20 protein-coding genes and 3 pseudogenes are annotated in these 23593 nt (G+C 40.5%); 8 read left to right on the plus strand and 15 right to left on the minus strand.

Going from position 1 to position 23593, the window contains the following annotated elements; genetic code table 11:
* Nucleotides 1-296 precede the first annotated feature (296 nt).
* The 3 genes from V7K89_RS27375 to V7K89_RS27385 form a co-directional block, all read right to left on the minus strand.
* Entirely contained in the window at nt 297-884 is a 588-nt protein-coding gene (locus V7K89_RS27375; RefSeq protein WP_335192847.1) for a Uma2 family endonuclease, read from the minus strand.
* 124 nt (nt 885-1008) lie between these two features.
* On the minus strand, nt 1009-1329 hold the full coding sequence (locus tag V7K89_RS27380) for a hypothetical protein (protein ID WP_335192849.1): 321 nt from the start codon (nt 1327-1329) through the stop codon (nt 1009-1011).
* Nucleotides 1330-1385: 56 nt separating this feature from the next.
* Nucleotides 1386-2741, minus strand: coding sequence for an AIPR family protein (locus tag V7K89_RS27385; protein WP_335192851.1), 1356 nt, complete (start codon nt 2739-2741; stop codon nt 1386-1388).
* A gap of 369 nt (nt 2742-3110) precedes the next feature.
* On the opposite strand from V7K89_RS27385, the gene V7K89_RS27390 reads away from it, so the two are divergent.
* Nucleotides 3111-3566 (plus strand): nuclear transport factor 2 family protein, encoded by a 456-nt coding sequence (locus tag V7K89_RS27390; RefSeq protein WP_335192853.1) that lies wholly within the window; start codon nt 3111-3113, stop codon nt 3564-3566.
* A 417-nt stretch (nt 3567-3983) separates the two neighbouring features.
* On the opposite strand, the gene V7K89_RS27395 is transcribed toward V7K89_RS27390, so the two are convergent.
* Nucleotides 3984-4115, minus strand: a complete 132-nt coding sequence (locus tag V7K89_RS27395; protein ID WP_335192855.1) for a hypothetical protein — start codon at nt 4113-4115, stop codon at nt 3984-3986.
* A gap of 841 nt (nt 4116-4956) precedes the next feature.
* Here V7K89_RS27395 and V7K89_RS27400 point away from each other — a divergent pair.
* Nucleotides 4957-5195 (plus strand): annotated as a pseudogene (locus tag V7K89_RS27400) (hypothetical protein).
* A 490-nt stretch (nt 5196-5685) separates the two neighbouring features.
* On the opposite strand, the gene trpE reads toward V7K89_RS27400, so the two are convergent.
* The 3 genes from trpE to V7K89_RS27415 form a co-directional block, all read right to left on the minus strand.
* Complete coding sequence (trpE, locus tag V7K89_RS27405; RefSeq protein ID WP_335192857.1) at nt 5686-7260, minus strand: anthranilate synthase component I; 1575 nt, start codon at nt 7258-7260, stop codon at nt 5686-5688.
* A gap of 170 nt (nt 7261-7430) precedes the next feature.
* A complete protein-coding gene (locus V7K89_RS27410; RefSeq protein ID WP_335192859.1) occupies nt 7431-7853 on the minus strand; it encodes a photosystem I reaction center subunit II PsaD in 423 nt (140 codons plus the stop codon).
* A 226-nt stretch (nt 7854-8079) separates the two neighbouring features.
* Nucleotides 8080-10089, minus strand: a complete 2010-nt coding sequence (locus V7K89_RS27415) for a DICT sensory domain-containing protein (RefSeq protein ID WP_335192861.1) — start codon at nt 10087-10089, stop codon at nt 8080-8082.
* Between the two features lie 1345 nt (nt 10090-11434).
* Here V7K89_RS27415 and V7K89_RS27420 point away from each other — a divergent pair.
* Nucleotides 11435-13726, plus strand: coding sequence for an amylo-alpha-1,6-glucosidase (locus tag V7K89_RS27420; protein WP_335192863.1), 2292 nt, complete (start codon nt 11435-11437; stop codon nt 13724-13726).
* 116 nt (nt 13727-13842) lie between these two features.
* On the opposite strand, the gene V7K89_RS27425 is transcribed toward V7K89_RS27420, so the two are convergent.
* The 4 genes and pseudogenes from V7K89_RS27425 to V7K89_RS27440 all read right to left on the minus strand — a co-directional run bounded on the left by V7K89_RS27425 (nt 13843) and on the right by V7K89_RS27440 (nt 15626).
* Complete coding sequence (locus V7K89_RS27425) at nt 13843-14523, minus strand: hypothetical protein (RefSeq protein WP_335192910.1); 681 nt, start codon at nt 14521-14523, stop codon at nt 13843-13845.
* The gene (locus V7K89_RS27430) at nt 14523-14936 is read right to left on the minus strand and encodes a RusA family crossover junction endodeoxyribonuclease (protein ID WP_335192865.1); all 414 of its coding nucleotides are present in this window, start codon (nt 14934-14936) and stop codon (nt 14523-14525) included. The genes V7K89_RS27425 and V7K89_RS27430 overlap by 1 nt, the downstream gene beginning before the upstream one ends.
* 107 nt (nt 14937-15043) lie before the next feature.
* Complete coding sequence (locus tag V7K89_RS27435; RefSeq protein ID WP_335192867.1) at nt 15044-15340, minus strand: hypothetical protein; 297 nt, start codon at nt 15338-15340, stop codon at nt 15044-15046.
* Nucleotides 15330-15626, minus strand: a pseudogene (locus V7K89_RS27440) (BrnT family toxin). The gene V7K89_RS27435 and the pseudogene V7K89_RS27440 overlap by 11 nt, the downstream one beginning before the upstream one ends.
* Before the next feature lie 387 nt (nt 15627-16013).
* Between V7K89_RS27440 and V7K89_RS27445 the strand changes: the two are divergent.
* Together V7K89_RS27445 and V7K89_RS27450 are read left to right on the plus strand one after the other, a co-directional pair.
* Nucleotides 16014-17072 carry a chlorophyll a/b binding light-harvesting protein gene (locus V7K89_RS27445; RefSeq protein WP_335192869.1) on the plus strand — a complete coding sequence of 353 codons (1059 nt, stop codon included), beginning with the start codon at nt 16014-16016 and terminating at the stop codon, nt 17070-17072.
* An 83-nt stretch (nt 17073-17155) separates the two neighbouring features.
* Nucleotides 17156-18679, plus strand: a complete 1524-nt coding sequence (locus V7K89_RS27450; RefSeq protein WP_335192871.1) for a chlorophyll a/b binding light-harvesting protein — start codon at nt 17156-17158, stop codon at nt 18677-18679.
* Nucleotides 18680-18842: 163 nt separating this feature from the next.
* Here the strand turns inward: V7K89_RS27450 and V7K89_RS27455 are convergent, their stop codons facing one another.
* Nucleotides 18843-19016 carry a hypothetical protein gene (locus tag V7K89_RS27455; protein WP_335192873.1) on the minus strand — a complete coding sequence of 58 codons (174 nt, stop codon included), beginning with the start codon at nt 19014-19016 and terminating at the stop codon, nt 18843-18845.
* Nucleotides 19017-19225: 209 nt separating this feature from the next.
* On the opposite strand from V7K89_RS27455, the gene V7K89_RS27460 reads away from it, so the two are divergent.
* Nucleotides 19226-19501, plus strand: a complete 276-nt coding sequence (locus tag V7K89_RS27460; protein ID WP_292872057.1) for a hypothetical protein — start codon at nt 19226-19228, stop codon at nt 19499-19501.
* A 46-nt stretch (nt 19502-19547) separates the two neighbouring features.
* Nucleotides 19548-19793, plus strand: a pseudogene (locus V7K89_RS27465) (DUF7219 family protein).
* A gap of 58 nt (nt 19794-19851) precedes the next feature.
* Here V7K89_RS27465 and V7K89_RS27470 read toward each other — a convergent pair.
* The 3 genes from V7K89_RS27470 to V7K89_RS27480 form a co-directional block, all read right to left on the minus strand.
* Nucleotides 19852-19983, minus strand: a complete 132-nt coding sequence (locus V7K89_RS27470; protein ID WP_335192875.1) for a hypothetical protein — start codon at nt 19981-19983, stop codon at nt 19852-19854.
* A gap of 161 nt (nt 19984-20144) precedes the next feature.
* A complete protein-coding gene (locus tag V7K89_RS27475) occupies nt 20145-20471 on the minus strand; it encodes a DUF2973 domain-containing protein (RefSeq protein ID WP_335192877.1) in 327 nt (108 codons plus the stop codon).
* A gap of 309 nt (nt 20472-20780) precedes the next feature.
* Nucleotides 20781-21098 (minus strand): DUF2605 domain-containing protein, encoded by a 318-nt coding sequence (locus V7K89_RS27480; RefSeq protein ID WP_335192880.1) that lies wholly within the window; start codon nt 21096-21098, stop codon nt 20781-20783.
* 657 nt (nt 21099-21755) lie between these two features.
* Here V7K89_RS27480 and thrS point away from each other — a divergent pair.
* Nucleotides 21756-23591, plus strand: coding sequence for a threonine--tRNA ligase (gene thrS / locus V7K89_RS27485; protein WP_335192912.1), 1836 nt, complete (start codon nt 21756-21758; stop codon nt 23589-23591).
* Nucleotides 23592-23593 lie beyond the last annotated feature (2 nt).

Here is a 23593-nt window from a genome sequence, read left to right on the forward strand (position 1 = left end):
GCAAATTAACCAAACCAATTATTGCATCTATTGCCCGAAGGCAATATATTTTAGAGGCACTATCTGTAGCCAGCTTTTAGAGAATTGGTATTAGATCAGTAAGTAACAAGAATAAATAATAGTGAATACGAGAATAGTTTTAAGGCAGATTTAATTACTCGGATATTTATTTGGATTATAGAAAATGGTAAAATATCTTTTTCAAAAATTCAGTTAAATGCTGCTAAACAGGCTTTAATACTACTTTGGGAACAAAGTCGTTTTGAAATGCGCTATATTTATCCTAATCAATAAAACTATATAATCTGCTGTAAATCCAACACAAATCCAGGTAGTACATTTTCTCCTGATAAACTAGCAGGATTGTCTAATACCTCTACATCTTTACCTGCACGATAAATTTCTACTCGCTTATTTTTCCAATCAATTAACCAGCCTAATTGAGTACCATTTTCGATATACTCCTGCATTTTCTCTTGCAATTCTTTCAAGGAATCAGTACGAGAACGCAACTCTACTACGAAATCAGGACAAATCGGGGCAAATTTTTCTTGTTGTTCTGGGGTTAAAGCATTCCAGCGCTCAATTTTCACCCAAGAAGCATCAGGAGAACGTTCTGCACCATTGGGTAGGGTGAAGCCAGTTGAAGAGTCAAAAACTTCGCCTAAACTACTCTGAGAGTTCCAAATATCTAATTGAGTGGTAATTTTAACATTACGTCTGCCAGTATCACTACCTGTAGGTGGCATAATTAATATTTCCCCTGATGCTGTGCGCTCAAATCTATAATTACTATTTTTCTGACACATTTGGAAAAATTGCTCATCAGTCAAGTCAATTTTCAATTTAAGTGTAAAAGGGAAAGTGGTTGTCGTGGTGTTCATGGCCTATTCTGAGCATCTTACTTTTTAGTGTAGTGCTGTGCGAGGTGCGATCGCCCAAAATCTCTGTTTATAAGTTTATATTTTTTTGCAGGTTTACGACTTATTTTTTTAAACTATTGAACGTTTAACCTTTGGGAGATATAAAACCTTTGAAAGATGTAAATGCAGGATTAGGGTTAGTAGCCTGACTTACATAAATAAACGTACTTACTTTGCTAGAAACACTTTCAAGTGAATCATTTTCCGACAATATCTCTGATAAATCTTTATCTATAATATTTGCTATATATGCTAATACAGTAGTTACAATTGGTAGCCATAATGCAATTAGGTCATTAATGGATTTATTGCTGATCCTAGATGCTTCAGGTGTGAAGGCAACTTGTAAGGAATCAACCTTTTCACCAATAATTGATTCTAGACACTTTCCTATAAGAGCTATCAAAAAACTTTTAAATGTTAAATTTCTAAATAAAGCTATCTGTTTTTCTTCAATAGAAACTAACTGATTATTAATCCTTTTTTACTTAGCTCTATTTTGTATGTATTTATTGCTTTGGAAAGAGTATGTACTAATAGAATATGCCTAGACTTTTGATCTTTAAATGCTTTTTCATAAGAACTACGACGTTCAAATAGAGAATTCTTACCTCTACTAGCACTTATATAATCACCAGCAAATGCAAGCATTGGTTGGATTACTTGCTCAATCCCTAGTTGTATAGAAGACGAACTGAAGCCTCTTTTCAATGAGTATTCATGACCAAAGTTTCTAAATTCCTCAGAGATACGCTTTTGTTCAGCACTATTACTATACTGATCCCAGGTTGTGATTTCATTTTGTGTATTATTATACTTAACTATCTGACTAATTGTAGCTGCGTTTGAGCATTGAATAACGCGGCACAAAACTTTTACTTCTTTTAGATCGTACTTAGTAATATCTACTGAACCAATGGAACCTGTTGTCTGAGCGCCATTAATAATTGAAATACCTTGAAGGGTTGTTGTACTACTACGTTTATTTTCTTCAAATCCTAGTGTAAGAATCGTAATTCCATTGTTATATACCCAGAAATTACTGGAATCATTTTCTGCTGATTGACGAATACCAGTGTTTATCTTTCGGCGCTTATTTATACCTAAAAACCCTCGATAATTGGCAGAAAACAGGTCATCTCCATACTTGTTGAAAATGTCTCTTAACCAAATTCCAGGAATAGATAATATTGCAGATTTCCAGGATGGACCTTCTTCTATAAACTGAACTTTAGTAGGACATTCAATACTATCTTTAACAGCGATAGACGACTCTTGTGCAGAGTATAATCGTTCAAGAGCCTCAATACCTAGCTCACGTGTTACAACATTAATACTAGTATCTTTTGATAAACTTCTTAAAAGATAAGTTACAGCAGTATTCAGTTCCTTAGATACATTTACTGATTCTGGAAGGTTGTGAACATAGAGCAAATCAATCTGCTCTATATCTCCATTATCTAACGCACTACGACAGTCATTAATAATGGCTTTTAACTTATTAGGAACTTCATTAACATCTCCTGATATTAGCCAAGCAGATGCTGTATTTAAATCAGATGCTTTATTTGCAGGTGCACTGTCAACTTTTCTTGAAGAATAATATCCTTGAGCAAAAACAATTCTCTTAGAGTCCCAGTCTAGACGTATGAAATCAATCTTTTTATCATTGCCATCATCTGTAAGACATTCAGTCGCTAATTGTTCAGCATCTGGGCAGTCTAAATAAAGAGCCATTGACCAAGCCAAATAAGCTTTATCTTCATCAAATTGTTGAATTAATTCCGTATTCGCTTGAAAAGTTTTGATATAATTCATGCTAATCATTACCCTAGTATTTCAAACTTTACATTTAAATAGTATAGTTTGAAACACTTAACTTAAGTAAAATTAGCGCTTATCTGCACCGTCTAAATGCTAGTATTTCCACCACGTAGAGCATTTGCAGGACAGAATAAGACAAAAACAGGATTTTTAGGCAAGAGTGATCGCAATGCAACCAACTTCTGGTTAAATTCTTACTAATGCTCTAAGTAAGTCGGTGCAATAAAAGCAAACTGTGTGAAGAAAAGTAAATAAGCCTCAAACTCTTTCTCCCCCTGCTCCCTGCCCCCTGCCGTTATCCCAACAATAATTATTTACGCCGACCTACTTATCGTTTGATATTTTAGAGGGTAAAAAATCTAGATGCTTTGGTTATCTCAATGGCTAGTGTTAGGAACTATATTTGTTAGCTTAACTTTTAGCACACCTTTATTTGCCAGTCAGTCTATGAATCAACGAGATATCCAGATATTAATAGAAAAAGCTAAAGATGCATGGGTTGCTCAAGATGTCGATACTCTTGTACAATTGTTTGCGGTTGATGGAGAACTAATTGTGCCTGGTCAATGCTGGCGTGGGCAAGAAAGAATTCGAGAAGAACTTACTCATTTTAAACAACAGTATTCAGATATTAAAATAGATATCCAACGGATCATCATTGGAGAAAATCAGGCAGCAGTAGAGTGGTATTACGAAGATACAGAAAAGGCAACAGGTCTTCGTAATAAAGCTGATGATGTAATTGTTGTAGATTTCAGGAATGGTCAAATTAGTCGTTGGCGTGAATATTTTGACACACAAACGCCAGTTAATAGATAGTTGCATTAGCCGTGACACACCAATATCCTTAGTTCAAAATGAATTAAGGAGATTGAAGTGCCAAAATTAAGTTGTAATGTAAAAAACACAAGACGTTTATCACCTCAGACCGCTCTGATAAAGAATTTAACCTTCCCTTGGTGATAATAAAGTGGAGGAAGCGACAAAAACTCCACACCGTCAACGGTTTTTATTTATTTACACTGTTCAAACACCTGCGGTCGCTCTCCTTTGATGTCTGATAATGGGCCACAGCGGCATAACACCCATACAGTATTGTTTGTTTACATAAATATATAATAGCTAACAGTTGGGTGGAAAACTCTCTCTCCCAAGTATAAACATTACCTAGCCAAGAGATATAGCTATATTGTTTATACAAATTTGTCTAAAGTAAGATTTTAATTCTTTATAACTTTAGCTACTCATTTTACGTCGTTGGGACTGTATTTGGTTAAACTGCTTTTGTTGTGGTGTTAATTGGTTGTAATCACTTGAAAATTGCATATCCCATTGTAATTCTGCTAGTAACAGTAAACTAACAGTCATAATTAGCCCTGTTGAGAGAAACTGTATAACACCGCAGTACGGTAAAACTAAGATTCCCAGCAAATGAATAAACCCCCATCAGAATAAATGTGCGTGAATGCATTCCTAACCCGGTGCAAAAGTAGCCGATGGCACTTAATCATAAACAAGTAAAGACTAGTTGAGATGCTCTTAGGGACTTCCAACTAAAAAAATATCCCATCGCTTTGGCGAGCAAGGGAAGCAGGGGAAGCAGGGTGAGAAAGAATTTCACAATCGTCTTCGCTCTCACAATTGAATAATTTAATTTCTGGAAGTCCCTTGAGCGAGAAAGATTCTAGAAGTCAATACTACTTATTATAAATTCGTATATTCCGAGACTTTATAACTCCGCACCAACCTTAAAACTATTTAACAATCTTTTACAAAATCGCCGATGGAATCGGTTGCTTTCAACAGCGATCGCAGTACGAAGATGCAAAAGAAGCTGTTGTCAGTTTCTTTTGCTTAAGCGTGGCGAGGTGGCGATATCTACAACGGGCTACGCCTACGTCCTTTACTCATCCACGCTCAAGCAACTACCAATCTAGTTCTCTATTTACGTACTAGGTTCAAGCCTCAAAAGGCATCTGCTTAATTTGTTCTAGTCAGACTTGTGCAAGGATCGTGTTGGCTGCCCCAGAAGCAGTAAGGGACTTGCAAAAAATAAATTACCCCAAATTATTTCTAGATTTTTAGGGGCGTAAGGTCTTGTGCCCCTACGATGGGATATTTTTTTAACTGGAAGTCCCTAACTAGACAGTTTGAAATCTATGAATTTTCCTCACTTGACGAATAAAGTAATTTAGAGGCAAACTTACTTATGGAAACTGATTTTGATTATCCTCAAAAGGATTTAATTGAACTCGTTGTTTTTGACCTAATTTCAACAACTTTGAGACAATCAATCTAAATTAAGCCTGGTCATTGTTTTTTACTGCCGGTCAAAATGACAAAGGATTGGGACAAGAAATTGAGTTCGACAGATTTTTCACTAACTTTTTAATTACCATTGGAGTAACTAGAATTCTTTGGGCGATTTACTTCAGCCAGTTAGGATGAGCAAGTTTGTTCGTTTCCTAATGTGTAGTAACTTCAGCAGAGGAATTGGATTTGGATACCAGGACTTCTTAGAAATTTTCAATAAGTTTAAAAAACTTTATTTAGTTTTGGAAAAAGTTTGATGTTGATTGGATTTATAAAGCTTCCCAATTTGTCACGGTATTGTGGATATGTCGGCTTAGAAGTAGCACAAATTGTTTCCAGGCATCTTGTTGTTCAAAGTAAAACCTATGTAATTCAAAATAGAAGGGTATTGGTACATCAACTTTTAAAATCTGGTCTGGATTCTCATACAGCAGATCGAACTGTTACTGTACTTATATCAAGCCCTATTTTACAATTAAGCAACATAAACCAGTGTGCAATTAATTCTATGCGAGAGAAACCATACAGGCAGTAAAAAAGATTGGAGTTAAGGGAGAGGTTACAGGTTACAGGGAATAATCTGTACCCTCTAACCTATATTCTATTCTCTTCTTCAGTTCCTACTTTAACGCAAACAACGAATCGCCTCTAATAGACCTCTAGCTTTATTCAGCGTCTCTTCATATTCTTTCTCTGGCTCAGAATCAGCTACCAAACCTGCACCAGCTTGTACGCTGACTGTATTATCATGCACTACCATTGTGCGAATTGCGATCGCAGTATTTAATTGTCCTTCAAAATCGTAATATCCATATACACCGGAATAAACACCCCGACGACTAGACTCTAACTCGTGGATAATTTCCATCGCCCTAATCTTGGGTGCGCCGCTTACCGTACCTGCTGGGAAGGAAGCTTTCAGTAAATCCCATGCTGTTTTACCAACTGCTAATTTCCCCACAACATTGCTAACAATGTGCATCACATGGGAGTAGCGTTCAACCACCATTAATTCATCGACTTTGACGCTACCACTTTGACAAACACGCCCCAAATCATTCCGCCCTAAATCTACAAGCATCACGTGTTCGGCAATTTCTTTGGGGTCTTGGAGTAAATCTTCAGCGAAGGCCGCATCTTCCTTGGTGGTTTTACCCCGTGGACGCGTCCCAGCAATTGGGCGTACCGTCGCTATTACTCCACTATCTGAATCGGTTTCGGCTTTCACCATCACTTCCGGACTAGAACCGATGATTTGCCAATCTTGGAAATTAAAGTAAGCCATGTAAGGCGAAGGATTTATCTGACGTAGCGACCGATAAAGAGCAAAAGGATCGCCTGTGTATGCTGTTGATAATCGCTGGGAAATTACTACTTGAAAAATATCACCTGCTTTAATGTAATCTTTCGCCTTCTCAACGCTGGCATAAAAATCAGGGCGGGTAAAATTACTCTGATACTCCTCTGCTTCTCTGCTCACGCCAGTCGCCTCAACGGGGGGAACCCCCGCATGGCGCTGGCTCCCCTGCTCCTCTGCTCCTCTGCTTCCTGGCGGTTTCCATTCCAATCGAGTTTTTTGTGGCGATAGAGGTAGAGATAGCTTTTCGAGCATTTGAGTGACGCGATCGCTAGCTTGTTGATATGCTGCTTTAAAATCTACTTTCGGGTCGCGTAAATCAGCATAAGCGACTGCCCAAATTTTCCGCTTCACCTGGTCAAAAATCAACAAGTGGTCTACCTGCATCCACAACCCATCAGGGATATTTCGCTCATCTGGTGGATAAATTGGCACACGCGGTTCAATCCATTGAATCAATTCATAGCCCCAAAACCCAAATAAACCGCCAATTCCTGGCGGTAGCTGTGGTAATTTCACTGGGTGATAAGGTGCTAAACATTCAGCTAAAGCTGTAAAAGGGTCGCCTCCAAAAACCACCTGCGAACCATCGCGGTTTTTCTGAGTCGTGCGATCGCCTCTTGCTTCCAAAACCCACACCGGATCGCAGCCCACTAAACTATAGCGTCCCAGCTTTTCACCACCTTCTATCGATTCCAACAAAAAGCTATAGGGCTGACCTGCACAGACTTTATACCAAGCAGATACGGGCGTATCTAAGTCTGCTACCCATTCTTGATATACCGGAATGAAGTTGCCTTGTAGAGCTAGCTGAGAAAATTCGGAGAAATCGGGGAATACCATAAATTGCTTAGGGATGGGGCATTGGGGAAGGTGGGGCCCCCTCTGGGGATAAGGGGATAAGGGGTAATGGGGATTGGGGATTGGAGATTAGGGATTGCGTGTCAGAAGGATTTCCCAATACCCAGTTCCCAGTTCCCAGTCCCTAGTCCCCAGTCCCCAATCCCTAGTCCCTATACATCGTGGGTAGCTTTACCACTAAACTTGAGTTGTGCTGGACTGGGGTTTTGCCCAATGCTGCGTGGGACATAACGCACTTTTTCACGACCTTCATTCACCTTTTCAGGGAAGACGCCATCGGCTGGATGAAGTAAGGTAGTTTCTCCGTTGGGTAAAACCCGGTAAACTTTGTAATCTGTGATTTTGAGTTTACGGAGTTGCTGACCGCCCAAAAAGATGCCATATTCTTTACGAGCTACATACAGCAGGTTTTCACCTTTCCGCATAGTAGCAGCACCACCTGTAGGCAATTCAAATACTTGCTCTTTCGGGCTAGTCCAAGTGATAGCGTACTTTTCTTCCACTTGTGCTTTACTGAGCAAGCCACCGGTGCTGCCAGCAAATAGCGGGGTTTGTCCAGAGAGTGTTTCTGCCATAAAGTATTCTCTCAACGTTTTTAGGGAATCCTAACACCGCAACCAGGATCATATTGCGATCGCGTCATAGACTGTAACAGTTTTTAGTCATTTGTCCTCTCTTACAAAGTTCTGAGCGGAGGAAACCTCCGCTCAGACTTTGCGCTTTGTTCTTTGTCATTTATTAAAAACTAATGCCCCATGCTCAACGTCCAATGACTAATGACTAATGACAAAGGACTAATATCTATTTACTCTTGACTTTTGTCCGCTTTTCCTCTTGGCTACTCCGAACAATCGGGATGGTGAAGTGAAACTGGCTACCTTGGTCTTTGCCAGTTGACTCTGCCCAAATTTCTCCACCCCAGCCATTAACAATTTGACGGCAAATTGCTAAACCAAGCCCAGTCCCGCCAGTGGTGCGGCGCAGCGATCCCTCTTCTTGATAGAAGCGGTCAAAAACTATTTCTAAACGATTTGGTTCAATGCCACGTCCAGTGTCAGCGACAGTCACCTCGACCATTTGACGGCTGTTGTCAATCGCTTTAATCGTGATTTCTCCTTGGGGTGGCGTAAATTTCAAAGCATTATCCATGAGTTTTGCCAGTACCTCGACTAGCCAATCACCGTCAGCTCTTACCAAAGGTAGGTTTTCGGCAATTTGAGTCTTGATTTGGGGCGGCTTTTCCGTTGAGGAACGCGTGCGATTTCGGCTGAGTGCTAAATCTACACATTCTTGTAAAGTAAGAGATTCTGGATGCCATTCCACCCGACCGCTTTCCAAGTTGGAAAGTGTAAGGAAATCTTGTACCAGTTTTCGCATCCGTTCCGAGTCGGAAAGAGCGGTGTTGAGCATGACCTGCTGCAACTCCAAGGGCATATCCGGTTCGCTAGCGAGACTTTCCAGGCACACTTGAATTGTGGATAGGGGGGTACGCAGTTCATGTCCGGTGATGGCTATGAGGTTGCTGCGAGTGCGGTCTAGGGCTTCTAGTTGCTGGTTAAGTTCTTCTAGATTAGCGTAAGCTTCCGCTTGGATAAGAGCTGCTCCTACTTGGGTAGCGATCGCTTCGATTAAATCCAATTCCCCAGGTTGGCATTCGTGTGGTGGCATCCGGCAGTAATGTAACTCCACAATCCCCAATAATCGCCCCTGATAGAACACTGGTTCCATCAACCAAGAACGAATGGCAAACTTTTTGGCGATGGTAGAAAGTCCTGACGATTTGGTAACGCGAGGGTCACTCAGCGTATCGCTGACACAAACACCTTCGCCTTGTTCCACAATGTCCCGAAATAGAGAATTTTTCTCTAACTCCCAGGTTTGCCCACAAACAGATAAAACACCGGGATTCAAAAACTCGTGTTCAATTATCGCTTGGCTATCTGTGGCTTGAGCGCGGTAAATTAAACACCGACAAGCTTTTAGGTGTTGCCCTAATTCTTGTGCCGCCACTTGGAGAACTTCGTGAGGATCGAGCGATCGCCGAATGGCAGTGCTAATTGAGTTGACTAATCGTTCTTTTCGTGCTTGAGCAGCAATAGAACGGTAGGCTTTGTGCAATTTGTACTGACTAGCTTGCAAATAAGTTACTAAACGCTGCACAAAGGGATCTGTATCAATGTCACAGGCATACTCGTTTATCTGTTCTGCTCCAGAGTGGTTTCGTGGCTCTCCGATGCCAAACCTCTGTCGTGCCTGTTGAATTTTACTTGCCAGTTCTGGTCTGTAAACCAAAATCCTATTTAACAGCAATTCAGCTGCTTTGAGGCTAACTCCCCTTTCCGATGTCCAAATTCCCTCAAATCTTCGGGCTGTGTCTATATCCAGATTAGGGCTTAGTTCCGGTAGTTGCTTGTTTTTAGCAAGAGAACCAAGGTTTTCTCGGCAAACCAGACAAGTAGCATAATTGTCAGCAATCACTACCAAATGCCACTCCTGACTTAAGCCATCCGTTGGCTCAAAAGCCACTTTTTCGTAGTGTTCCGAACTGTTGGCGAAATCTGTCTCTGGGGCAGATAATACGTATATTTGATTACTTCGCAAAGCAAGTCGTTGGTAGCGATGAGCTTCTTGGCGGTAGAATCGCTCTCGTTGGAAACTAGCAATTACAAGGGGTTGAGCTAAAGTCGCAGCCAAAACTTGATCTTCCATCGCGTGGGAGAGCGCCGTTAGTGAAGCCTTAAAATATAGCTGGGGCCGCAAGTAGGGTAGGGACTTTAGCAGATCACTCAGCACAAAAGTCGAAATGCTCATGAATTATTGTTAAACGCTCAACCTCGATCAGATCCACGTCACAGCTGCATTGTACAAATTCCAAGGGACTCTCAAGTTAAATAGACAGTTGCAATATGTAAAGAACGCTAAAAAGCGCTTTTCGCTAAAGCAGTCGTAACACTTTGTTACCAACTAAGGGGCGTGCGTACCATCTTGATTTGTTGATTGATAACCTATTACGCCCAATATACATTCTCGACACCTGATGCTTTTGTTTGTACAGGTAAAATCTTTCAGAAATAAGTACTAAAACATTAATTATTGTATGGTTTTAACTACTCTGTTCGCTAATAACTACAGACGATCGGATTTATAGTCCAAACGTCGGCAAAATAGCCCGTCGTAAACATCACCTACTTTGTCGACGTTGATTTATGCTAACTAAATAAATCTTCTTACCGAAAAATCATGACTGCAACATTCACATAACTTAATCAATAATTCGTGATTAAACTTAATCAATTAATTAATTCTTATAAATTAGTCTAATCAAATACCAAAGATATTTAAGACAAAATTGTATTCTAGTCAAGAATAAATTTTCTCTATGTCCAACAAAAACCGTAAGCTTCACATTTTCACTGAGTATATTATAGGATTACCATTTGATTTTTGAACAAAACTCAGTACGTATTTATCCTTTTTTCTGTACCCTGTACCCTGTTCTCTGTTCCCTCTCCACGCAAGTAAATTCAGGAATCAAACCGGATTCCTATATATACCTTGTGTCTTTGAAAGTTCAACGGCTTAATAAATTATCTCAAAACCCTCAGTTTTCAGTCTTGATCTCACACTTATAAAATATAAATTTATCGACAAAGGCAGTTCTTGCTGAGAGCAGTCTATCTCCTGCCTTTTTCAATAAGATTTGCTTATATTTGTATAGATATGAACGCTGCTATTTTGTCAGCAATATGTCAGGATTATTTTGGCTCGAATAGCTCAAACGAGTTTTAAAGAGCGTATTTTTACAGAAGTTGTGAGGATAGAGCAAAGAGAAAACCGCATATTTACAGAGGTTTTTAGGTATTTAGACCAAAACTAAGACAAGGAGTAGGGAGTGGTGTAGTTCAATTACTTGAAAAGCGCTGTAAAAGCAGGGCAAGATTGCTGATCTGACTTTGCGCTTTCTGTTTCTCTACGATACGCTGTCCTTTGTTTAAACTACGTGTCTCGACACAAATCTTTCTTTTTGCGACCTAAATAAATTTAGTTGCTCTGTCTCAAAGCAAAAGGGTATTTATTCTTTCCCTCTACCTCTTGGGTAAGAGACTTCTACTCAAAAGACCACAAAAATATAGACCTGTACACGGAACTTTGTCTAATGACACCGGATACGTTAATCACCCCAGAAAAAATTTTTCTAGATGGAAAAACTTTTATTCCTGCCGAACAATTACCGATCCCGGAGTGGCCTTGTGTTGTGGCTGAAAGATCGCAACCGACACTAACGGTTAAAGATGATGATTTATTTTTTGTGACAGATACTATCGGGAATATTTCTGGCTGTTCTATCAACGATGGCAATCCCAGTATGGGACTGTTTTGTTGTGATACGAGATTTCTGAATCGCTTGGAGTTGCAAATTGAAGGGCGATCGCCTGTACTCCTCAGTAGTACTGCCGAAAAAGGGTTTTCACTCTCAGTTTTGTGTACCAACCCCAGAATTGACGAACGCCTAAAAGCCGAAACTGTAGGAATTCGCCGAGAAATCGTGCTAAATGGAGCATTATTTGAAGAAATAGAAGTATCTAACTACAGCACAACTACTGTCAATTTTGAACTAACCATCAGCTTTGATGCGGATTTTATTGATTTATTTGAAGTCCGGGGCTTTGACAGAGAAAAACGAGGTCGGCTTTTACGCCTAGTAGAACCGATGACTGAGGAAGGAACATCTTCTCACATCGATGGTGTTGCACCAGTACCTAAAGAGCCATCTGCCTATAGAGAAGAATCTTTCACACTTGCCTATCAAGGTTTGGATGGCTCAGTGATGGAATCCCGGATTCTATTCCAGCATCGGCAACCAGACTATTTCAAAGGTTACACTGCGGTTTGGCAGCTAGAGTTGGTTTCTCACGAAACTCAAAAGCTGGGCTATCGAGTGAATATGTTGAGAAACAACCAATCTAGTTCAACCGTGAGCGCCGCTACCACATTAGGACAGGCAAAAGCTGCTGAGTGGATGGAGGAGCAACACTGGGTACAACAAATTACCCGCATTAGCTCAGATAAAAGTACCTTCAATCGAGTGATTGAGCGGGCTGAACAAGATATGTATTTATTGCGCCAGTCTTTTGGTAAACATAAGACTGTTTCTGCTGGAGTACCTTGGTTTTCAACATTATTTGGGCGAGATTCGCTGATTACAGCTTCCCAAAGCCTGATGTTAAACTCGCAAATCGCTAAAGAAACCCTGGTATTACTTGCGACATACCAAGGTAAAATTGACGACGAATGGCGCGAAGAAGAACCGGGTAAGATTTTGCACGAGTTACGTTTGGGAGAAATGGCTCGTTGTCAAGAAATTCCCCATACACCCTACTACGGTACAGTTGATGCCACTCCCTTGTGGCTGATGCTCTATGCCGAACATTATGCTTGGACTAACGATCGAGAACTCCTAGAGCAACTTTGGCCCAATGCTCTAGCTGCAATGGAGTGGATTGATCGCAATACCAAAGAAACCAGTTACCTCAGCTACTTCCGTAAATCCAAACGCGGTCTTGTTAACCAAGGTTGGAAAGATTCCGGCGACTGTATTGTAGACCGTAAGGGAGAATTAGCCAACGGCCCAATTGCTCTGTGTGAGGTACAAGCTTACGTCTATGCTGCAAAAATACGTCTAGCAGAAATAGCTAGGATGAAGAAGCGGCTTGATTTGGCAGATCGTTGGCAAGAAGAGGCCAGAAATCTTAAGGTTCGTTTTAATCGAGATTTTTGGGTAGAAGATCAAGATTTCTGCGCCCTGGCTTTGGATGGAGATGGCAAGCCAGTAGATAGTATTACCTCAAATCCTGGTCATTGTCTGCATTTGGGACTGTTCACAGACGAAAAAGCTCATAGTGTAGCAGAACGGTTGCGGGCACCAGATATGTTTAATGGTTGGGGTATTCGGACTTTAAGTAGTTTGTCACCCGCTTATAATCCGATGGGTTATCATATTGGTTCAGTTTGGCCCCATGATAACGCTTTGATTGCAATGGGATTGCGATCGCTCGGTCTTATCGACCAAGCCTTAGAAATATTCCAAGGTTTATTTGATATGACTCAGCAGCAACCCTATCAACGTCCTCCAGAACTTTTCTGCGGCTACGAACGGAACGGTGATAATGCCCCTGTGCAGTATCCAGTTGCTTGCACTCCCCAAGCTTGGGCTACAGGTAGTATTTTTCAACTACTGCAAATGATGGTCAACTTAGTGCCTGACGCTCAAAATAACTGCTTGCGAATAATCGACCCTGCTTTGCCAGAATCGATTAATCGTCTGTCATTTTATAATTTACGAGTCGGCCCCACCATTCTCGATTTGGAATTCGAGCGTTCTGGAACTACGACTGCTTGTCGCGTTGCGAAAAAACGGGGCAATCTGCGGGTAGTTATTGAAGCATAGGAAGGGAGTAGGGAGTAGGGAATTCACTACTCCCTATTTTAGGCTGATATGCTTGGTGCGTAGGCATAGCCCGTCGTAGACATTGCCCAGTATCATCCACTTCAACCAACGCAGTGTTAGCCTGCTTCATCATCAGTGTGTAGAGTTCTCAAGAGCTGCTCTGTAAGCTCGATCAATTCATATACAGAATTTGGCGTAATTTGTGTAGTTTTGAAGCCATGAGCAATAGAATTACGTAATGGAAGTGCATTCATTAGTAACTGATACTCAGATTTTGAAATTACACCTTCAGTTGCTAATTGCTTTATTAAATAGCGTGGATCAAATCTTTGTAAACTTAGCTCTTCCTTTTGGGCAATAAGTCTCAAAGTTGCTTCTACTAAAGACCAGGAATATAGGAGAGCTAATTCTGGATGTTGCGTTGTAAGTTGCCTTGTTACTTGCAGATGTGATTCTATTTCATGCTCTTGAAGAGAACCCTCTGCTTTCAGAGAATACGTTGTATCCTCTGGATTGGTCATTACTAATTCAAATCTCCAACCAGGATGTCTTTCTACCGCTTGAGCTAAATTACCTAAGTATTGATTGGAAGAAGAGTCAAATGAGGAGCGGGACTTGACTTCAATAACGACATTTTCTTCTCCCCGACGTACTATCATGTCGGGGCGATAGGTTTTAAGAAAGTCAGGCAAGTCTTCTATATTTGGATGAAAAAAAATTTCGTAACCTTTTTCACGATACTCCTCTGCTAGTTTCAGTAATCGCTCTCTTTCTAAGTTTGCAGTTGGAATTGCCATCAAGTAAGTACCTCCTGGTTAGGAGCATCAATTACGACAATATACAAGAACTCTTTGCGACGGTCAAAGCCTTGCGCCAATGTCGAGGTCATGTCTTCTACTTTAAAGTTACCTGATAAATTCCTCTTTCTAACTAAAAGGTCGCTTACTTGCTCATCATCGACGTAGGCTAATCCAATAATTGCATCTTGAATAGGCTTCACTATATTATCTACATCTATTTGAACAGAATCATAGAAATAGGTTATCTGGAGCATAACCAACCCAGTAGCTGTTTTTTGTTCCGAAGTCCAGTATTTTTCAGCCTCTTCTCGCACTGTTTTTTTCCACTTTTCAAGCCGATTGCCCTTGCCGCGATTACGAGCTTGTTGTGATACTGGTGGTCCATCTACTATGAACTCAAATCTGGTCAATGGACTTTTAAATAATAGATCAAAGGTTATTTTATACCAGTAACCTAGAACACAAGCAGATAATTCTCACTACTCAGCTGGATTTAGCTTTTCTCTTACTGCCATTACTAACTGTTGCTGTGTTGCCCAGTAGCTTCGCTGAGTGCTTCACGAATTATCTCATCACTCACACCATGCCGTTTCAAGCTGGCAATCAATGTAGAAACAGTATCACCCTCAAGTCGTTCAAGATCAGAGCGAAGTCCTTGTCCGATGTAAGCGCGAACTAATGGCTGATAACCAGAAAACCCTAATAATGGTGCTACTCGCTTCAAATCCTCAATCACATCTTCGGGAATGCGAATTGTGATTGTCGTCATTGGACGGCTTTTATCAAGTCGCTTTTTCAAGAATTCAGCTTTCATAGTATTCACGTTCCTTACGCGTTGCTTTCCGAGCCGAGATGATCCGAATCATGTCGTTTTCACGCTCAATGTAGACAACGTACAGAAGATTCCATCATCTATCCAAGCCAATCACAGCATCCCGCTCCTCATCATTGCGGTTTGCATCAACCACCACTAGAAACGGATCGAAGAAAGCTTCTACGGCTTGCTGAAATGTAATGCCGTCATGATTACTGGGATTAATGCGAGCTTTCTCCTCGTTCCAAAGGAAGGTGACACCATTAAGCATGAAAAATACATCCATACCTTATAGTCTAAGCAAGATGTATTTACGTTGTCAATACGTTTTCTTGTAAAAGTTTACAATTACAATTCAAGACTGAATCTTGATGTGTGCCAGAACCTTGCAATGCTTACCTGTTTGTTGTCTTCCTTAACCCAATAAATAATACAATAGGCAGTTTAAGCACTATTACTTATTGACAAATTACTCATGATATAAATCGTGAATGATAGGGCTAGGGGAATCTTCCAGAGTCAAATATCATCAACACCAAACTTATTGAGATGTAATTAATTTTTCATTTACATTCAAACTTCTTAATGAGACTTTCTTTGATTAATTGAAATTTTAGTGTAGACTCTGTTTAAACCTATTGAATAAGATTCTCAATAGAAGGATAGATGTAAAATGACAATTTCTACAAGTCCGCTGTCGGTGGAGCAAGACCTTACCGACTCGCCTTGGTGGGCGGGTAATGCCAGACTCACCAGCTTATCAGGGAAATTACTAGGCGCTCACGTCGCTCATTCTGGTCTAATCGTTTTTTGGGCCGGAGCGATGACTTTATTTGAGCTAGGCCATTTTAATCCAGCAGAACCAATGTACTTGCAAGGCTTAATTTTGCTACCTCATCTAGCTACTCAAGGTTGGGGTGTCGGTGCAAATGGTGCAGTTGTGGATACTTATCCCTACTTTGTAATTGGAGCTTTGCATCTAATTTCCTCAGCTTTTTTGGGTTTTGGAGGAATCTTTCATTCCCTGCGTGGCCCGGAAAAATTGGAGGGTAAAGTTCCTTTCTTTGGCTACGACTGGTCAGATACGGGTAAAATGACCACAATTCTTGGTATACATCTGGTTTTACTGGGTTGTGGTGCATTCTTGTTAGTTGCCAAAGCAATGTACTTTGGGGGTTTGTACGACCCAAATGTTGAAAATGTGCGGGTAATTACAAATCCGACATTAAACCCTGCCATCATTTTTGGTTATCTGTTTGGCGCAATTAGAAAATTCTGGATTGCTGGCGTTGATAACCTTGAAGATGTGGTTGGTGGACATATTTGGATTGGTGCAATATTGATTGTTGGTGGACTTTTCCATATAGCTACTAAGCCCTTTAGTTGGACACATCCATTATTTGTTTGGACTGGAGAAGCTTATCTCTCATACAGTCTGGGCGCTTTGGCACTGATGGGTTTTATTGCAACTTTGTTTGTATCGGTAAACACCACTGTTTATCCTGAAGTTTTTTATGGGCCGGCGCTTGTAGTTAGACAGAATATCGTGCCGTACTTTTCATCACCTGACCCTGACCTTGTAACTGCCCGGACTTGGTTAGCTAATGCCCATTTTTGGTTAGCTTTCTTCTTTCTCCAAGGTCATATATGGCACGCCTTGCGGGCACGTGGGTTCGATTTTCGCAAAGGTAGGGTGAGTCAGGAAGCGGTAATTCCGCAACCAATTAGCTAAATTCAATTTAATGCAATATATTTGCAATTGTCTGGAAGTAGAAGCTCAACAAAATTGCTAAAAATTCTCAAGGAGTTCTAGAAATGACAGCAGTAATTGAAGATAGCCCATATAAGCAGCAGATACCTGATGTTGGTTGGTGGGCTGGCAACTTTCGTCTCACTAATTTATCGGGAAAATTACTAGGCGCTCATATTGCCCATTCTGCATTGATTTTGTTATGGGCTGGAGGGATGACGCTGTTTGAATTATCGCGCTTCAACCCAAATGAGCCAATGTATGAGCAAGGGTTAATCATACTGCCTCATCTAGCGACTCTTGGTTTGGGTGTCGGTGCTGGTGGGCAAGTTATTAGCACGTATTCCTACTTCGTAATCGCTGTCTTGCATCTGATACCTTCAGTAATTCTGGCTGCTGGTGGTATTTATCACTCTCTATTGGGTCCAGAAGTGTTAGAAGATAATCCCACTTGGGCTGGATTTTTTGGCTATGACTGGGAAGATAAGGACAAGATGACAACCATCTTGGGTATTCACCTAACGCTTTTAGGTTTGGGTGCTTTGGCTTTAGTTGCTAAAGCGATGTTTTGGGGTGGACTGTTTGACCCTTGGGCTGCTGGCGGTGGAGATGTCAGGATAATCAATCATCCGACGCTCAACCCATTCCGCATCTTTGGCTACCTATTTGGGGTTTGGGGACCAGAGGGATTGGCTGCTGTTGATAACTTAGAAGATGTTGTTGGCGGTCACATCTGGATTGGTTTAATGTTAATTGGCGGTGGTATTTTCCATATCTTGACTAAGCCATTTGCTTGGGCACGCCGAATTTTGATTTACTCAGGTGAAGCGTATTTATCTTACAGCATTGGTGCTGTAGCATACATGGGCTTTTTAGCAGCATACTTTGCTTCAGTCAATAACACCGTCTATCCGGAAGTTTTTTATGGCCCAGTTAAAGCTATAGAAACTTCTGCTGGTATAGTTTCTGCTCGTGGTTGGTTGGTAACTTTCCATTTTGTCCTAGCGCTAATATTTCTGTTAGGTCACATTTGGCACGCTCTCCGCGCTCGTGCGATCGCAGGCGGATTTGATTTTAAAAATGGTGATATGGTTCAGCCTCCACGGGTAGAGCGCCAAACAAGTAATCAGGTAAGCGCAGTCAATTCTTCTGATCTGACACTGAAGTTTCTCAAATACTTGCCAATTTACCGCCCCGGTATATCTCCTTTGTGGCGGGGATTAGAAATTGGCATGGCTCATGGTTACTGGCTAGTTGGCCCCTTTGCGACATTAGGTTCATTGGGTTTATTACGCAATTCTAATGTGGGCAACTTGGTTGGTTTATTAGCCACAGGCAGTTTGATTATCATCCTGACAATTGGTTTTTCGCTTTATGGCACTACTAGCTACGAAAGACAACAGGAAATCTATTCACGATCAGTTTCGGTTGCAACTGTTGCCAAAGTGCCACAGAGCATCAATACTGTCGCTGAATGGAGTCAATTTACTGAGGGCTTTTTGATTGGTGGAATTGGTGGAGCAATCTTCGCTTATCTGCTATTGACTAGTGTTGCTTTATTCGGTGCGATCGCAATCAACTCGATTTAATCATCTAGTGATTTAGTACCCGTGATGTAAAGACGTAGCATTCTACGTCTTTACAAGAAATTAGAGCAAGACTTAAATTGCTCGTCGCCTCACTCTTTGTTTAAACGGCTACACCTGCCGAGCTATCCTGTACTTTTAATGGTTTGTGGTAGCACTGACGATATCATTGTAGAACGCGAGGTTCTGCAAGGATGACGACCTTATTTAATGGAAGGCGATCGCTATTGGGAATGTCAACAAGGACAGCATTTTTTTCGCTTCTTTCAACCAACTTTTGTCGCAAAATAGATTCTTGATTTCTGGCAATCTCCACATCACTTAGATTCAGTTTATTCAAGTCTAAAAGTTTAAGCTATCCCAAGCATTCTTAGCGCTCATTGCGTCAAGTTAATAATTAGATTCCTTAGGCAATGACATATTGATTTATGTCTACCTACTGACTCAATTAATTTAGTTTCACTCAACATCAGCTAAATAATATTTCATGCCTGCGGTTAAAAGCAGTTGACTACGGGCACTTTTTTTTAATCTTTAGGAGGATGACTTATGCTGGCTACAATTTTTTGCGCTTCATTTGCTTGGGCTACTTTGATTTTCTTTATTTTGAGTATCTGGTTTACCTTAAAACAAGGGATAAATCATTTAAAAAAGCTACATCAAATTCCTTGTCATGCTTGTGAATATTTCACTAACGACCATCGTCTTAAGTGTACTGTACATCCCATGAAAGCTTGTTCTGAGGAAGCGTTCGGCTGTCTTGACTTTGAACCTCAAACTTCTTTCTGCAATGCTTGTCAAAAGGGTCGGCGAAAGCTTTGTTAAAATTTTCCAATTAAATAATTTCTAATCTGTAATACTCTAAATACTTATGAACAGACAATCTGATTTGCTATCTGAACTATGTGATTTTCTATATCCTCGTAGTCCATATTATGGGCAATTTAAACCAGAGTATTTAGTATTTAACGCTAATCTTCAAGATTTTTCTCAACGGGTAAACTACATTTGTAGCCTTCAAACTAGTGGGAAACTTTCCCCATAAGAGGCTTACAAACAAATTCACATTCTCTGGAGACAATTGAAAAATGCAAAAAAAGAATTGAAAATTCGTTAAATAGAAACAGTATTACCTTTAAGTTGCTCAGGATTATCTTTGAGTCTTTGATTTCGATCTAAGCATTGACTAATGGCTGATAACCAGAAAATACTAACAACAGTGCTACTCGTTTCAAATCCTCAATCACATCTTCAAGAATGAAAATTGTATCTGCTTGCGATCGCAGTCCTTGCAACGATGAGTTCAATCGTTCACCAATTAAGTATTTTTAACAAAATGCAAAAAAGGTACATTTACTGGATTGATATGGGAATAAATTTCTGTTAATTAAAGTGTTAAGGATGTAAAAACAACAATAATTTACACCCAAACTACTAACAGACGCGATTAATCGCGTCTATAACTTTGTTATGCTTCTTCGGAATTTTCTCTTTTCTGTCCTGGGGATGCTTCGTAAAGTGCATCAAGATGTTGACGCGCATCTTCAACATTAATCGAACGCATTACCAAAAGTGGTTCTTTAATTAAGTTTCCAGCGTTATCTAATAACTCTGGATGGGGCACAAACTGTTTTTTTGAATAATAACCATAGTTGCCTTGGTTATTTATTGGCGAGGAATTTGTCGGGTAAGTTCGCTCCCGATCAAAACTGAACATAATCAGGTTACGAATTAAGTTGCCAACAGCTATAAATGCAAGGATTGTAAAAGCAAGAATGTAAAGTAGATGTAACATTATATTTTCCTCCAGAACAGCAATTTTAAAACTTTATTTTGTAACACTTTGTTTCGGCGATACTGTGACTCACAGTTAATACGAGCATTCTACGCACTTATCATGTCCTTACATTTATATGGAGCTATTTGTCAACCGTTATTCCACTTACACGGTAGCATAGGATACATTCTTTTGTTAATCCAGATAATGTTAAGAAATTGTTAAGAATTTTCTACTCTGTTTTTAACAACTGATTTACCATTTCTGTGTAGACGCTTCCTTAGCTAGTCAAAAGATATTGCTAAATAGTCCGTCGAAATTGAGCGTTTAGACTTCACGTCCTTGACGAAAGCACATTGCGACATTCCAGCATTCTGTTACTAATTCATGCCAAGGCATTAACGTTGCCATATCAATGCCGACTTGTTTATCAGTTGCATTAAATAGCATTTTCGCCGTATTTAGTTCATCCTGCGCTTGCTTAACCCGTAAGAGCAAGTCAGATTGCTCTTGGTGACTCATAAATGATAGTTCCTCAGTTTCGAGTAAATGGCGCGATCGCGTAAACCAGTGCTGAAAATCTTCCAGCAGCGGATCTAAAACCGTTTTCAGCAACTCTGTCCCTGGTAAATTTGAGTCTGGCATAAATAAGAGGAATATTTCAAACTTGCTTACTAATATTAACGTTATTTACGTTTCTTAACACTTTTTTGATTTCTCTCAGAAATTTCAGATGTAAAAATTTGTAACAAGGATTACAAAATTTATTATATAGTCTTGATATCCGGTTTGTACAGTGCCTTTGGAGAGACGACTATAGGTATATATAACACCGAGTTGCAATTCATCAGATAATTTAGCGATCGCTAGCAATTCTGAATTTGCTACTCAGGTAACAAATCAAAAATTTATCTTTAGATTGAAGAAGAATTCAGAACTCAGAATCAAAATAGTGGGGAATTCAAACCCGCCACCTAGAAACACTATTAAAGAAAATAGGGACTTCCAGAAATTAAATTATTCAATTTTGTAAGCGAAGACGTGCTTCAAGAGCGCAAGAACAGCTTCCACTGCTCACCAAAGCGATGGGTATTTTTTTGTTGGAAGTCCCATATATTTAGCAGAGTCTTAAACCCCTTTATTTATTACGCCAGTCGAATTCAAATTCATTCTGACTTTTGACTTTTGAATTCTTTCTTGATAAAGCTTAACTGGCAAAAACCAAAGTCGTTATAGTTGAATAAGCCTACAGATTTAGATAAATCACCTTTTGTAATCACTTCGCCAACGGTTCAGCAGCCAATGTCGCTAAAATCATCGAATCAGTCCGAACACTTAGAACAAGTTGAAAAAATTTATTTACCGCGTACCAGCGAATCGGAGAACTTAAAAAAGATTCGCCACACTGCTTCCCATGTTATGGCAATGGCAGTACAAAAGCTGTTTCCCAAGGCACAAGTTACAATCGGCCCTTGGATTGAAAACGGTTTTTACTATGACTTCGACAATCCAGAACCATTTAGCGAAAACGATCTTAAAGCCATCAAGAAAGAGATGGCGAAGATTATCAATCGCAAGTTACCAGTAATTCGGGAAGAAGTCAGCCGCGAAGAAGCCGAACGCCGGATTCAAGGAATTAATGAACCTTACAAGCTAGAAATCCTGGGAGATATCAAAGAGGAACCAATCACGATTTACCATCTGGGGAATGAATGGTGGGATTTGTGTGCGGGGCCTCATCTAGAAAATACTAGTGAATTAAACCCGAAAGCAGTTGAACTAGAAAGCGTTGCTGGTGCTTATTGGCGTGGGGATGAAACTAAAGCCCAATTACAACGCATCTATGCCACCGCTTGGGAAAGTCCAGAACAACTTGCTGAATATAAGCGACGTAAAGAAGAAGCGCTGCGGCGAGATCACCGGAAACTGGGTAAGGAACTGGGATTATTTGTATTTTCCGATCTAGTAGGGCCGGGTTTGCCTTTGTGGACACCCAAAGGCACTTTGTTACGGAGTACCTTAGAAGACTTCCTCAAGCAAGAACAGTTAAAACGGGGTTATTTATCTGTAGTAACGCCTCACATTGCCAGAGTGGATTTATTTAAAACCTCTGGACATTGGCAGAAATATAAAGAAGATATGTTTCCTTTAATGGCAGATAATCAAGAAGCTGCCGCACTGGAACAGGGCTTTGTGATGAAGCCGATGAACTGCCCCTTCCACATCCAAATATATAAGAGTGAGTTACGCTCTTATCGAGAACTACCGATGCGCTTGGCGGAATTTGGCACTGTTTACCGCTACGAACAATCAGGGGAATTGGGCGGTTTAACGCGGGTGCGCGGTTTTACTGTGGATGATTCTCATCTGTTCGTCACCCCAGAACAGCTAGATAGCGAATTTCTCAGTGTAGTGGATTTGATTTTGTCGGTGTTCAATAAGCTGCAACTGAAGAACTTTAAAGCTAGACTCAGTTTCCGCGATCCAGCTAGTGATAAGTACATCGGTTCAGATGAAGTTTGGGACAAAGCCGAAGGTGCAATTCGCCGTGCAGTTGAAACTTTGGGGATGGAACACTTTGAAGGGATTGGAGAAGCGGCTTTTTATGGACCAAAACTTGACTTTATCTTTAGTGATGCCCTAGATCGAGAGTGGCAATTAGGAACTGTACAGGTTGATTACAATTTGCCAGAACGCTTTGAGTTGGAATACGTCGCCGAAGATGGTGTTCGCAAACGTCCAGTAATGATTCACCGTGCGCCTTTTGGTTCACTGGAACGGCTAATTGGGATCTTAATTGAAGAATATGCGGGCGATTTCCCTTTGTGGTTAGCGCCAGTGCAAGCTAGATTACTGCCGGTGGGTGATACACAGCTAGACTTTGCTAAAGATGTGGTGACGAAGATGAAAGCGTTAGGCATCCGTGCAGAAGTTGATACCAGTGGCGATCGCTTGGGTAAACAGATTCGCAATGCAGAGAAAGAAAAAATACCCGTGATGGCGGTGGTGGGAGCTAAGGAAGTGGAAACCAACACGTTGAGTATCCGTACACGCGCCTCTGGGGAATTGGGAGTTATTCCTGTCGATGAGATGGTAGATAAAATGAAGGATGCGATCGCTAAGTTTGAGAATTTCTAAAA

Origin of the sequence: Nostoc sp. (assembly GCF_036917515.1) — a bacterium.
Lineage (GTDB): Bacteria > Cyanobacteriota > Cyanobacteriia > Cyanobacteriales > Nostocaceae > Nostoc.